The organism is Acidovorax sp. (assembly GCF_046291265.1).
In the GTDB taxonomy this organism is placed as follows: Bacteria; Pseudomonadota; Gammaproteobacteria; order Burkholderiales; family Burkholderiaceae_C; genus Acidovorax.
Map to the genome: position 1 here is coordinate 30036 of NZ_JBKBTV010000044.1, position 12147 is coordinate 42182.

Annotated in this window: 11 protein-coding genes; 5 read left to right on the forward strand and 6 right to left on the reverse strand. The window is 66.6% G+C overall.

The genetic code is table 11. The features are described from left to right. Nucleotides 1-71 precede the first annotated feature (71 nt). Nucleotides 72-1181, reverse strand: coding sequence for an AI-2E family transporter (locus tag ACK41V_RS16205; RefSeq protein WP_409783691.1), 1110 nt, complete (start codon nt 1179-1181; stop codon nt 72-74). Between the two features lie 44 nt (nt 1182-1225). Further along, on the reverse strand, nt 1226-2308 hold the full coding sequence (gene purM / locus ACK41V_RS16210) for a phosphoribosylformylglycinamidine cyclo-ligase (RefSeq protein ID WP_409783692.1): 1083 nt from the start codon (nt 2306-2308) through the stop codon (nt 1226-1228). A 190-nt stretch (nt 2309-2498) separates the two neighbouring features. On the opposite strand from purM, the gene hda reads away from it, so the two are divergent. From hda to folK, 4 genes are read left to right on the forward strand one after another with little or no spacing between them, the layout of a single operon-like run. After that, the gene (gene hda, locus ACK41V_RS16215) at nt 2499-3197 is read left to right on the forward strand and encodes a DnaA regulatory inactivator Hda (protein WP_409783710.1); all 699 of its coding nucleotides are present in this window, start codon (nt 2499-2501) and stop codon (nt 3195-3197) included. A gap of 36 nt (nt 3198-3233) precedes the next feature. Next, complete coding sequence (locus ACK41V_RS16220) at nt 3234-3953, forward strand: HAD family hydrolase (protein WP_409783694.1); 720 nt, start codon at nt 3234-3236, stop codon at nt 3951-3953. A 60-nt stretch (nt 3954-4013) separates the two neighbouring features. Continuing rightward, entirely contained in the window at nt 4014-5618 is a 1605-nt protein-coding gene (gene pcnB, locus ACK41V_RS16225) for a polynucleotide adenylyltransferase PcnB (RefSeq protein ID WP_409783696.1), read from the forward strand. 26 nt (nt 5619-5644) lie between these two features. Further along, the gene (gene folK, locus ACK41V_RS16230; protein ID WP_409783698.1) at nt 5645-6160 is read left to right on the forward strand and encodes a 2-amino-4-hydroxy-6-hydroxymethyldihydropteridine diphosphokinase; all 516 of its coding nucleotides are present in this window, start codon (nt 5645-5647) and stop codon (nt 6158-6160) included. A gap of 509 nt (nt 6161-6669) precedes the next feature. Here folK and ACK41V_RS16235 read toward each other — a convergent pair. The 4 genes from ACK41V_RS16235 to ACK41V_RS16250 are packed head-to-tail and all read right to left on the reverse strand — an operon-like array spanning nt 6670 to nt 11726. Continuing rightward, complete coding sequence (locus ACK41V_RS16235; RefSeq protein ID WP_409783700.1) at nt 6670-7659, reverse strand: Bug family tripartite tricarboxylate transporter substrate binding protein; 990 nt, start codon at nt 7657-7659, stop codon at nt 6670-6672. Nucleotides 7660-7705: 46 nt separating this feature from the next. Next, the gene (locus ACK41V_RS16240) at nt 7706-8389 is read right to left on the reverse strand and encodes a response regulator transcription factor (protein ID WP_409783702.1); all 684 of its coding nucleotides are present in this window, start codon (nt 8387-8389) and stop codon (nt 7706-7708) included. Continuing rightward, nucleotides 8386-10644, reverse strand: a complete 2259-nt coding sequence (locus tag ACK41V_RS16245; protein WP_409783704.1) for a PAS domain S-box protein — start codon at nt 10642-10644, stop codon at nt 8386-8388. The genes ACK41V_RS16240 and ACK41V_RS16245 overlap by 4 nt, the downstream gene beginning before the upstream one ends. Nucleotides 10645-10661: 17 nt before the next feature. Further along, nucleotides 10662-11726 carry a CDP-6-deoxy-delta-3,4-glucoseen reductase gene (locus tag ACK41V_RS16250; protein WP_409783706.1) on the reverse strand — a complete coding sequence of 355 codons (1065 nt, stop codon included), beginning with the start codon at nt 11724-11726 and terminating at the stop codon, nt 10662-10664. A gap of 100 nt (nt 11727-11826) precedes the next feature. Between ACK41V_RS16250 and ACK41V_RS16255 the strand changes: the two genes are divergently transcribed. Then, nucleotides 11827-12147: NAD-binding protein (locus tag ACK41V_RS16255; RefSeq protein ID WP_409783708.1), on the forward strand; the 321-nt coding region annotated here is incomplete at its 3' end.

Consider the following 12147-nt stretch of genomic DNA (forward strand, 5'->3'; position numbering starts at 1 on the left):
CCCGGTCGGGCCGGGCTGTGTGGCGGCGCAAAGGCCGCAGGCGCAGTGTGCAGGCGTGGTGCGCAGGCCCGCTACACCAGCCGCGCCGCCACCAGTTCTTTCTTGAGGTAGGCGTAAAACAGTGGCGCTGCCACCAGCCCTGCGGGTCCAAACACGGCTTCGGCCACAAACATCACCGACAGCAGCTCCCACACGCCCATCTGCGTGCGGCGGCCCACCACCTTGGCGTTGATCACGTATTCGGCCTTGTGGATCAGGATCAAAAACCCCAGGCAGGCCGCAGCCGCCAATGGCGACACGGACAGCCCCACGATGGTGATGACCACGTTGCAGATGAGATTGCCCACAATCGGCACCAGCCCCGCCACAAACGTGAAGGTGATGAGCACGGGGGTGTAGGGCAGCTCCAGGCCCCACAGCGGCAGCACAAACAGCAAAAACAGCGCCGTCAACAAGGTGTTGAACGCCGCGATCCAGAACTGTGCCGCCACGATCTGCCGGAACGCCTCGCCAAACAGCGAGATGCGCAGCCGCAATTGCTGCGCCAGCGGGCCGCGCGCCAGCACCGCAGGGCGCACAGCGGCCAGGGCGCCAATCAACAGGCCCACATAGGCAAACAACACGCCCGCGAGCCAGGCGCGCCCGGCCATGGCCAGTGCACCTGCCTTGGCGCCCAGGTAGCTGGCGATGATGCGCTGGATTTCTGCCGCGCCTTCGGGCAGGTGGGAGGCCATGTCCACCGGCAGTTTCAGGCGCAGCTCCAGCACCGTGCGGGCCATGTAGTTCATCAGCTCCTGGTACTGCTGCGGCGCGGTGACGAGGTATCCGCGCGAATGGGTCAAGCCCACGGCCAGCAGCGCCAGCGGCAGCAGCATCACGAGGCCCGCGGCCGCAATCTGCGCGACGCGCAGCCCCGAGACGGACGGATGGCCGCGGCGCTGCAAGCCGCTCAGGCCCTGTGCAAACCAGCGGGTCAGCGCCCGGGTCAGCAGAAATCCCAGGCACACACACAACAAGCCTGGCAGCAGCCCGCGCCACATCACCAGCAGCAGCGCGGCGGCCATCAGCACGTAGCTGGCCACCACAATGCCGTGCGTGCTGTGGCGCGGCGGCAGCGTGGTGGGGGCGGGCTCAGGCGTGTGGTGTATGACGACGGGGGCCGAGGGGGGGCTTTGCGCCATGCGCGGGCGTTCGTGGTGTGGTGATGAGGAGGTGCGGCGGCGGGTCAGGCCACCACTACGGCAGCGCCGTCGCCACGCGGCGCAATCGTGCCGATGGCGTACACCTGCTCGCCCGCGGCGCGCAGCGTGGCGGCCGTGGCGTCGGCATCCGCCGCGCCCACCACCACCACCATGCCAATGCCGTTGTTGAAAGTGCGGTTCATCTCGATGTCGTCGATGCCAGCGGTCTTTTGCAGCCAGGCGAACAGCTCCGTCTGGGGCCAGCTGCCCTTGGTCAGGTGGGCGGCGGTGCCGTCGGGCAGCACGCGGGGAATGTTCTCTAGCAGGCCACCACCGGTGATGTGGGCCAGGGCCTTGATGCCGCCGGGCGAGGTGGCATCGTCCGAATGGGGGTGGGCGGCCAGCGCCGCGAGCACGTTCTTCACGTACAGGCGGGTGGGTTCCATGATGGCTTGCTTGAAGGGTTTCCCGTCCAGCGTGGCGGGCAGGGTGCCCGCAGCCTCGGCACGTTCGATGCACTTGCGCACCAGGCTGAAGCCGTTGGAATGCACGCCATGGCTGGCCAGGCCCAGCACCACGTCACCGGGGGCGACTTCCTTGCCGGTCAGAATCTTCGACTTTTCGACCGCGCCGACTGCAAAACCAGCCAGGTCGTATTCGCCTGCGGGGTACATGCCGGGCATTTCAGCGGTTTCGCCGCCAATCAGCGCACAGCCGCTCAGCTCGCAGCCCTTGGCAATGCCGCCGATCACGGCTGCAGCGGTGTCCACGTCGAGCTTGCCGCACGCAAAGTAGTCCAGAAAGAACAGGGGCTCGGCGCCTTGCACCAGCACGTCGTTCACGCTCATGGCCACCAGGTCGATGCCGACGGTGTCGTGCATGTTCCATTCAAACGCCAGCTTGAGCTTGGTGCCCACGCCGTCGGTGCCGCTCACCAGCACGGGTTCCTTGTAGCGCTTGGGCACTTCAAACAATGCGCCAAACCCGCCAATACCGGCCAGCACGCCTTCGCGCATGGTCTTTTTGGCCAGCGGCTTGATGCGCTCGATCAGGGCGTCGCCCGCATCGATGTCAACGCCAGCGTCTTTGTAGGACAGGGGGGTGGGGGAGGTGGCAGAGGTGCTCATAGGGGTGCTCAAGGCAGAGATGACACGGACCAGCGTGCGCGGCAGACTAAAATTTGCCCAGATTTTACGGGTTGCGCACCCAGTGCCACCCGCTCACCCCTTCTTACCGCCCTGTTTTGCCCCTTAAACCCATGCTGATTCATGCCACCAACCGCTGCAAGGGCCCGCGCGCCTGCAGGCTGCAGCCATGATGAAACAGCTGGCGCTGGACATTGGCCTGGCCACCGGGCCCACGCTGGCCCGGTTTTATGCGGGGCCGAATGAGGCAGCTTTGCAACACTTGCGCCTGGCCGTGGGTCAGGGCAGCAGCCAGGCCACCCGGTCGCCGGTGCCCACGTACCTTTGGGGCGAGGCTGGCAGCGGCAAGTCGCACCTCCTGAACGCCGTGCGCCAGTCGCTGCGCGAACAAGGCTCCAGCGTCGGCTGGCTGGACCCTTCGGTCGCAGAGCCGCCGGATTTCGACGACCACTGGGCTGCCGTCGTCATGGACGACGTGCACCTGTACAGCACCGCCCAGCAGGCCACGGCCTTCAACTGGTTCGTCAACGCCATCAGCCCCGCCAGTGGCAGCCAGCGCTGGGTGCTGGCTGCGGGCAACCTGCCCCCGGCCGACCTGCCCCTGCGCGACGACCTGCGCAGCCGCCTGGGCTGGGGCCACGTGTTCCAGCTACAACTGCTGGGCGAGGCCGAGCGCCGAGCGGTGCTGCGCCAGGAGGCCGACGCGCGCGGCGTGTTCCTGGGCGACGACGTGATGGACTACATGCTCAACCGCTTCTCGCGCGACCTGGGCAGCCTGATGCACCTGCTCGACCAACTCGACGCCTTTGCGCTGCGCACCCAGCGCGCCATCACGATTCCCCTGCTCAAGACGATGCTGGAATCGGAATGATGCCGATCCATGGGCCCCTTTTACTCGTGAACCTGAATGACTTCTGAACCCCGCCGCCTGCGGCTTGCGCTGTTTGACCTGGACCACACGCTGCTGCCGCTCGACTCCGACTACGAGTGGGGCGAGTTCACCATCCGCATCGGCTGGAACGACCCCGTGGAATTCGCGCGCCGCAACGACGCGTTCTATGCCCACTACCAGGCAGGCACGCTGGATGTGCACGACTACGTGCGTTTTGCGACTGAGGCAGTGCGCGCACGCGGCCCCGAGGCGGCGGCGGCCGCCCACCTGCAGTTCATGCGCGATGTGATCACCCCGGCCATCCAGCCCCAGGCGCTGGCCCTCATCCGCCAGCACCAGGCTGCGGGCGACGAGGTGCTGATCGTCACCGCCACCAACGAGTTCGTCACCACCCCCATCGCCCAGGCCTTGGGGGTGCCGCAACTGTTGTCCGTGCAACTGGCGCGCGATGCAAGCGGCTGGTACACCGGCGAGATCGACGGCATTCCCACCATGCGCGAAGGCAAGGTTTTGCGCATGGAGCAATGGCTGGCCGAGCGACAACTGGGCTGGGCCGATGTCGAAAGCACGTTTTACAGCGACTCGATGAACGACGTGCCCTTGCTGGAGAAGGTGAACTACCCGGTGGCCACCAACCCCGACCCGCGCCTGCGCGCGCTGGCCCAGGAGCGCGGCTGGCGCATACTGGACCTGTTTTCGGCCGACGCCGAAACGCCTGCACCACCCGCTGCGTGAGCTCTTTCCAGCCCCCACCAGCCGCCGTTTCGTGCCCGACCCCCTGAAACCTTTCATTCCATGATCAAGAAGTTCTTAGACAAACTGATGGGCAAATCGACGCCTGGCACCTCGGGCGGCAAGCCCCATTTCGGCAAGCGTGAAGAGGTGCCCGCCTCGGTCCACGGTATCAACCCCGAACTGGTGGACCGCCGCGCCGCCGAGGTGGTGGCCACGCTCAAGCAGGCAGGCTTTGAGGCCTATATCGTCGGCGGCGCCGTGCGCGACCTGCTGCTGGGCCTGCGCCCCAAGGACTTTGACGTGGCCACCAACGCCACGCCCGAGCAGGTCAAGGGCCTGTTTCGCCGCGCGTTCATCATCGGCAAGCGTTTTCGCATCGTGCATGTGGTGCACGGCCGGGGCCGCGAGCACGAGGTGATCGAGGTCTCCACCTTCCGCGCCTACCTCGACAACGCCGCTGCGGGCCAGGTCGCGGGCAACGAAAAGACCAGCAAACAACAGCTGTCGGGCATGCAGCACGCCGTGGACGCCAGCGGCCGCGTGCTGCGCGACAACGTCTGGGGCCCGCAGGACGAAGACGCCACGCGCCGCGACTTCACCGTGAACGCCATGTACTACGACCCGGTCAGCCAGATCGTGGTCGACTATCACAAGGGCCTGCAGGACGCCAAGAAGAAGACGCTGCGCATGATTGGCGACCCCGCCACGCGCTACCGCGAAGACCCCGTGCGCATCATCCGCGCCGTGCGGTTTGCCGCCAAGCTCAGTGGCCTGGGTTTCAGCATCGAGGCCAAGACCGCCGCGCCCCTGGTGCAGTCGCAACTGCTGCTGGCCGAGGTGCCCCAAAGCCGCATGTTTGACGAAATGCTCAAGCTGCTGCAAACCGGCCACGCCATTGCCACCATCGAACAGCTGCGCAAGCTGGGCATGGCCAAAGGCATCTACCCGCTGCTGGATGTGGCGGTGGAGCGCGCCGACACGCCGTTTGTCAAAGCCGCCCTGGTCGACACTGACCGCCGCGTGAACGAAGGCAAGCCCGTGGCCCCGAGCTTTTTGCTGGCTTGCGTGTTGTGGGAAGACGTGCGCAATGGCTGGCAAGAGCGCCTGAACCAGCGCCACCACCCGCTGCCTGCGCTGCAGGAGGCCATCGACGAAGTGTTCGACAAGCGCATTGGCGACGTGTCGGGCCGCGGCAAGCTGGCGGCTGACATGCGCGAGATCTGGGTGATGCAGCCCCGCTTTGAAAAGCGCGTGGGCAGCACGCCGTTTGGCATGGTGATGCAGCCGCGTTTTCGGGCCGGTTTCGACTTCATGCGCCTGCGCGCGGATGTGGGCGAGGTGGGCGAAGCCCTGGCCGAATGGTGGCAGGACTTCCAGACCGCTGATGACGAGCGTCGCGAAGACCTGATGGACCAGGCGCGTGAAGAACAGAAAGTGCGCCAAAAGGCCCAGCCGGTGGTCAAGCGTGTGCCCCGCGCCGCGCCTGCCGCCGACCCGCGCGCTTTGCCCCGTGCCGAGGGTGCTGAGGGCGATGCCAACGCGAACGATGGCGACGCCGAGTTTCCGTCAGACGGTGGCGCCCCCAAGAAGCGCCGCCGCCGTCGCCGCAAGCCCGGTGGTGCAGGGGGTGGCGAAGGCGCCGCACCCGCCGCCGCGGGCGATTGACGCACCCCGGCGCAGCGTGGTTGCCCATGCCTGAGTCTCCCGACGCTGAGGGGGGCGTCTCCTCCGTATTCATCGGCTTGGGCGCCAACCTGGGGGACCGCAAAGCCACCCTGCGTAGCGCTCTGGCCGCCATTGGCCAGTTGCCCGGCACGCAGTTGCTGCGCGTGTCACCGCTCTATGGCAGCGCCCCGGTGGATGCGGGCGGGCCAGACTATCTCAACGCCGTGGCCGAACTGGCCACCACGCAGGCGCCACAAGCCCTGCTGCAGGCCCTGCAAACCATCGAACAATCCGCAGGCCGCGAGCGCCCCTACCGCAACGCCCCGCGCACGCTGGACCTCGACATCCTGTGGTTTGGCGGCGAAGTGATCACCACCCCCCACCTCACCGTGCCCCACCCGCGCATGGCAGAACGCGCATTTGTGCTGCGCCCCCTGGCGGACCTGGTGCCCGAGCGCGTGGGTGCAGACCTGCTGCAGGCGGTGGCGTCGCAGGACATCCATCCGCTGGAAGGGCCGAGTTGGGCGGATCGGGTGGATTGAGGGTGATTTGCTCCTGAAAGAGGAGCTGCTAGCGCTTGATGGATAAGCGCTAGAGGCCAAAAACACTCAATATTTAGGCACTCCGGCCGAGCCTTGTGGCAACCCGACAGGCCCCTGGCGTGTGCAGGGTGACCGGGCGGAAAGACTGGACGCTCCTGAATGAGAATCTGCGGCGCTTGCGGGACCACCGCTATCCCGTAGGTCGGGTTAGCGCAGCGTAACCCGACATTCTCGGTGCGCGTCCGATGTTTGTCGGGTGACGCCTTGGCGGGCTAACCCGACCTACGGTGTTACGTGGTGGGTAGATCAAGTGCTCCCGAATTAATAGCTGTTAGCGCTTATTGGATAAGCGCTAGAGGCCAAAAACACTTAAAAATCGTTCCCCGCGCACCGGTTTCACCGGCACCGTTTGAAACCGGCGCGGCCCACCACCAGTGCCCCCGTGCAAGGGCCGCCCCGCCGCACCGGGGGCGTCCCCCTTGGGGGAAGCGGCGCAGCCGCTCAGGGGGTTAGTCGACTTTTGCTCCAGACGCCTTCACCACCTGCTGGTACTTAGCCCGTTCGCTGGCCATGAAGGTGTCGAACTGCTGCGGCGTGCTCGTCACGGGCTCGGCCAACAGCAGGCCGAAGCGGGTCTTGGTTTCAGGCGCGTTCAGGGCGGCCACAAACGCCTTGTTCAGCTTGTCGATCACCGGCTTGGGCGTGGCCGCTGGTGCCACCAGGCCCCACCACGTGTCGATGGCAAATCCCTTGAACGTGGCCGACAGCGGGGGCACGCCGGGCAGCGACGGTGAGGCCTCCAGCGAGGTGACGGCCAGCGCCTTCAGCTTGCCCGCACGGATGTTGGGGGCGGCGGCTGCCAGGTTGTCGATGTTGAAGTCCACCTCGCCGCCCAGCAGGGCCAGTTGCGCGGGGTTGGCGCCACGGTAAGGGATGTGCAGCGCAAAGATGCCTGCGCGCTGCTTGAACATTTCGCCCGCCAGATGGCCCGCGCTGCCGTTGCCGCCGCTGCCGTAGTTGAGCTTGGCGGGGTTGGCCTTGGCATACGCAATCAGGTCGGCCAGGGTGTTGATCTTGAGCTGCTCGGCCTTGGCGGCGTTGATGACCAGCACGTTGGGCACGCGGACCATTTGCGTGATGCCCGCAAAGTCCTTGGCCGCGTCGTACGGCATGCGCGCATACAGCCAGGGGTTGACGGCGTGGGTGGCGGTGGCGGCAATGCCGATGGTCAGGCCGTCGGGTGCGGCCTTGGCGATGGCGTCGGCGCCGATGTTGCCGCCTGCGCCGCCCTTGTTGTCGATGATGACCGTGCCCAGCGAGTCACGCACCCGCTCGGCCAGTGCGCGGGCCGTCACGTCGATGGGGCCGCCCGGTGCGTAGGGCACGATCAGCCGGATGGGCTGGCCGGAGTCCTGTGCAAATGCCACTGACGCAGCAAACGGGGACGAAAAAACCGCTGCAAGAGCGGCGCTGGCGAGGAGGTGGTTTCTGCGGTTCATGGGCGCCATTGTGCAAAAGAATCGTAAGAAAGCTTATGAAACCCTGTCATGGGATGCGAAAAACATCGGCGGGCAGGCCCAGATCTTCGACCAGCATGCCCAGTTCGTGCGACGTGCGGATGTCCAGTTTGAGGAAGATGGCCAGACGGTGGGTGTCCACCGTGCGGGGGTCTATCGGGCGCTCGGGGTCTTGCTGGGCCAGGGCGCGGGCGGCTTCTTTGCTGCTGAGGCCCGTGGCCAGCAGGCGCGCCACGGCCTGCTGGCGCGGGCTCAGGCTGTTCCAGCGCTCCAGCAGTTGGTGGCGGCGCTGGGCGCGCTGCGCCTCGGTTTGCGACAAGGCCGCTGCTTTGGCGACGGCGCTCAGCAGCGTTTGCTCGTTGCAGGGCTTTTCCAGCCAGTCCACCGCCCCGTGTTTGACGGCCGCCACGGCCGACGCCAGCTCGCCGTGGGCCGAGAGGAACACCGTCTTGAGCACCGTCTGCCGCTTGCGCATGTCTTCAAACACCTGCAGGCCGCTCATGCCGTCCATGCGCAGGTCCAGCAGCACGCAGCCGGGCTGGGCCAGGTCAGCCCGGGCCAGAAACTCCGGTCCGCTGCCGTAGGTGTGCGGCTGGTAGCCACCCGCCAGCAGCAGGGCCGCCAGTGAATGGCGCACGCCCTCATCGTCATCCACGATGTGGACGGTGGCGGGCTCGGTTGCATCAGATGGGGCGAGGTGGTCGTCTGTCATGGGGTGGGCGCCTGGGGCAAACGGATTTCAAAGATGGCACCGCCGCCTTCGCGGTTGCGGGCCAGCAGTTCTCCGCCCATGCTCTCCACAATCGAGCGGCAGATGTTGAGGCCCAGACCCAGTCCGTCCGAGCGGGTGGTGAAAAACGGTTCGAACAGCCGCTCGGCGATTTCGGGCGGCAGGCCTGGGCCCCGGTCCAGTACCTGCAGTGATGCCTGGCCTGCGTCGGTCGTGGTGCGCAGCAGCAGCTCTTGGGGGTGTGTGGCAGTGTGCAGGGCCTTGGCTGCAGTCTGCATGGCCTGCATCGCTTGCAGGGCATTCAGCCCCAGGTTGAGCACCACCTGCTCCAGCAGTACGCGGTCTGCGTGCACCTGCAAAGAGGCTTGCGCCAGGTCCAGTCGCACCACCACGCCATGGCGCCGGGCCTCGGCGCGCAGCAGCAAGTCCAGCGATTGGTCCACGGCTGCATTCAGGTCGCAGGGCTCGCGCGCTTCGGGGTGCTGGCGAACCCAGCGGCGGATGCGTCCCACGATGTCGGCGGCGCGCAGTGCCTGGGCCGACAGGGCCGTGAGGCTGTCGTTCAGCAGCTCGGTTTTGCCCTGCGCGGCCAGCGAACGTGCGGCGGCCGCGTAGTTGACCAGCGCTGCCAGCGGCTGGTTCAGTTCGTGCGCCAGGGTGGAGGCCATCTCGCCCACGGTGATCACGCGCTGCACGCGCTGCAACTGGGCTTCGCGCTGCTGCTGCTGTTCTTCGGCGCGCTTTTGCGCGGTGATGTCCACCACCGAACTCATCCAGCCGATGTGTTTGCCGTCACCATCAATGAGCTGGGCTGTGTAGAACATGGTGTACACGTCCGAGCCATTGCGGTGCCGCAGCCGGTTTTCGTTGCCCTGTGGCGCGGCCTTGCCAGCCAGCGCGGTGTCGCTGTCGTTCCAGTGGCGGTCCAGGTCGTCGGGGTGCCAGTAGGGGTAGGGCGGCAGGCAGCCGATGAGTTCATCTGCGCTGTAGCCCACCATGTCGCACATGGCGGCGTTCACGTAGACGATGCGGCCTTCCAGGTCGCGGGCGCGCATGCCCACCAGCAGCGAGTCTTCCATCGACTGTCTGAACGCCTGGGCCTGCTGCAGCGCGTGGGTGCGCTCCAGCACGCGTTGTTCCAGTTCAATGCGGGCCTGGCGGTTTTCTTGCAGGCGGCGCTCGCGCAGTTGCCAGTACAGCGCGCCCAGCACCAGCAGGCCCGAGGCCAGGGTGGCCAGCACCCAGGCTTGCTGCCGGGCCTGGGCCACCACCTTGCTGTCGGCGGTGAGGGTCAGCGTCCAGCCCAGGTCGGGCAGAGGCTCTTCAAACGCCAGATAGTTTTTGCCGCTGCTGGGCAGCTTCAGCTCCACGCCCGGCTGGTCGTCGCGCTGGCGCACTTGCCAAGGCACGGGCTGCGGGGCCCACCGGGCGCCGTACTGCTCGTCGTGCTGCACCTGCAGCACGTCCTGCGCCGACAGCGGTCGGGTGGTCTTGTACAGCCAGGGCGCTACCGATCCGAGAAAAAGGATGCCACGCTCGTCCGCCAGAAACACCGGGTCGCGCAGCTGCGCCCAGGTGTCCACAATGGGCTGCATCTGCACTTTGACAGCCACCACGCCGATGACCTTGCCATCGTCGTAGACGGGGGCCGATGCAAACAGGCCCGGCTCGCCGGTGGTTTTGCCCACGCCGTAAAAACGCCCGGCCAACCCCTGGAGTGCATCGCGAAAATACGGGCGGTTGCTGTAGTTCTGGTCCACAAAACTGCTGGGGGTGTTCCAGTTGCTCGATGCCAGCGTGAGGCCATTGGCATCCATCACATACAGCGTGTCCGATCCCGCGTGGGCGTTCACGGTCTGCAGGTAGGTGTTGGCGGCGTCCCGCACACTGCGGGAGTCCGGGTCGCGCAGCAGGGCCGCCACCAGGGGCTGCTGGGCGGCGGTAAAAGGCAGGTAGCTGTACCGCGTGGCGACCCCGCGCAAGGCCAGCGCCTGCACTTCGCCGGACCGGCGCAGGTTGTCCCATTGGGTGTCTAGCTCGTCGCGGGTAGCCCATTCGCCCGCGCCCAGCACCAGCAGCACCGCCACGCCCAGCACGGCTGCCATGGAGCCGGTGCCGCGCAAGGCAGCGCGCAGGCGGGAAAAGGTGGTGGCGGACTGGGCTGGGGGCGTGCCGCCGTGCGCGGCGTCAGTCACTCTCTCATCCATGGGCATGGCCGGTATGTGGGGCGGGCCCATGGCGGTGCAGCGTCTGCTCAGCCGCCGTGTTTATCAGCTTCAGACGTGAAAGAGTCCGCGTAGAACTCCTCTGCGGGCAGACCGCGGTGGGCGCTGTAGGCGTCGCGTGCCGAGTCCACCACGATGGGCGCACCACAGGCATACACCTGGTGGCCCGAGAGGTCCGCAAAGTCGTCCATCACCGCCTGGTGCACAAAGCCGGTGCGACCTGACCAGCCGTCTTCCGCTGCCGCATCGGACACGACGGGCACGTAGGTCAGGTGCGGCATTTCGGCCACGCGGGCCAGCATCCAGTCGTGCAGATAAAGGTCGCCGGGACGGCGGCCGCCCCAGTAGAGCACTGTGGGTCGCGTGATGCCCTTGAACTGCATGTGCTCAATCAGGGCCTTGATGGGTGCAAAGCCCGTGCCGGAGGCGAGGAACACCATGGGCTTTTCCGAGTCCTCGCGCAAGAAGAAACTGCCAAACGGGCCTTCCACCCGCAGGATTTCCTTTTCCTTCATGGCGCCGAACACATGGTCGGTGAACTTGCCGCCGGGCATGTGGCGGATGTGCAGCTCCACGCCCGGGGCCTCGGTCTGTGTGTGCGGTGCGTTGGCCATCGAATACGCACGGCGGGCGCCGTCGCGCAGGATGAATTCGATGTACTGGCCTGCGTGGTAGCGGAAGGTGTCGGCGGCGGGCAGTTGCAGGCGCACCTGCATCACGTCGTGCGATTTTTTCTCCAGCGTGGACACGCGCACCGGCATCTTCTTGATGGGGTAGGCGCTTTCATCGGTGACCTGGCGCGACTCCAGCACCACATCGGTGAGCGGCTGCGCGCAGCAGGTCAGGACCAGGCCCGCGGCCTCTTCATCGGCGGTGAGCGCCTTGGACTGGTGCTCGGTGTGATGAACTGCGCCGCTGATTTTTTTGCATTTGCAGGACCCGCAGGCGCCGTCTTTGCAGCCGTAGGGCAGGCCCACGCCGCTGCGGATGGCTGCGGCCAGGATGGCTTCGCCCGCATTGGCACTGAAAGCGCGGCCGCTGGGCTGCACGGTGATCTGGAACGCTGCGGGGGTGGCAGCCTCTGCGCTGGTCATGTTGTGGGTATCCTTGGGACGTACATCTTCAAGAACCGAAGGCGTGCGTGTTGGGGCAATGCCCGCCGCGCGCACCGGTTCGTAGCAAACGGATCCGATTTTGCCCTCAAACCAAAACCCCCTCGGCGCTCTGCCAGCGCGCTTTCGCCGTGAACGCCTGCTGATCGTAGGCTGTGGTGATGTCGGTCAACGGGTGCTTCACAACCTGCAGACCGGCCCCGGGGCCGGGCGCATGCGGGTGCTGGCGCTGACCTCCAGTGAGGCCAGGGTGGCCGCGTTGCGCGCTCAGGGCGCCACGCCCTTGGTGGGTAACCTGGACGATGTGGGGACGTTGCGGCGGCTGTCGGGCGTGGCCACGCGCGTGTTGCACCTGGCGCCTCCTCCGGGCGAAGGCGCTGGCGGCAATGCCTGGTGGCGTGAC

What these genes read in the sequence shown, in the direction of transcription:
- ACK41V_RS16205 (WP_409783691.1), bottom strand. Translation starts at nt 1,181, where the DNA reads ATGGCGCAAAGCCCCCCCTCGGCCCCCGTCGTCATACACCACACGCCT.
- purM (WP_409783692.1), bottom strand. Translation starts at nt 2,308, where the DNA reads ATGAGCACCTCTGCCACCTCCCCCACCCCCCTGTCCTACAAAGACGCT.
- hda (WP_409783710.1), top strand. Translation starts at nt 2,499, where the DNA reads ATGAAACAGCTGGCGCTGGACATTGGCCTGGCCACCGGGCCCACGCTG.
- ACK41V_RS16220 (WP_409783694.1), top strand. Translation starts at nt 3,234, where the DNA reads ATGACTTCTGAACCCCGCCGCCTGCGGCTTGCGCTGTTTGACCTGGAC.
- pcnB (WP_409783696.1), top strand. Translation starts at nt 4,014, where the DNA reads ATGATCAAGAAGTTCTTAGACAAACTGATGGGCAAATCGACGCCTGGC.
- folK (WP_409783698.1), top strand. Translation starts at nt 5,645, where the DNA reads ATGCCTGAGTCTCCCGACGCTGAGGGGGGCGTCTCCTCCGTATTCATC.
- ACK41V_RS16235 (WP_409783700.1), bottom strand. Translation starts at nt 7,659, where the DNA reads ATGAACCGCAGAAACCACCTCCTCGCCAGCGCCGCTCTTGCAGCGGTT.
- ACK41V_RS16240 (WP_409783702.1), bottom strand. Translation starts at nt 8,389, where the DNA reads ATGACAGACGACCACCTCGCCCCATCTGATGCAACCGAGCCCGCCACC.
- ACK41V_RS16245 (WP_409783704.1), bottom strand. Translation starts at nt 10,644, where the DNA reads ATGGGCCCGCCCCACATACCGGCCATGCCCATGGATGAGAGAGTGACT.
- ACK41V_RS16250 (WP_409783706.1), bottom strand. Translation starts at nt 11,726, where the DNA reads ATGACCAGCGCAGAGGCTGCCACCCCCGCAGCGTTCCAGATCACCGTG.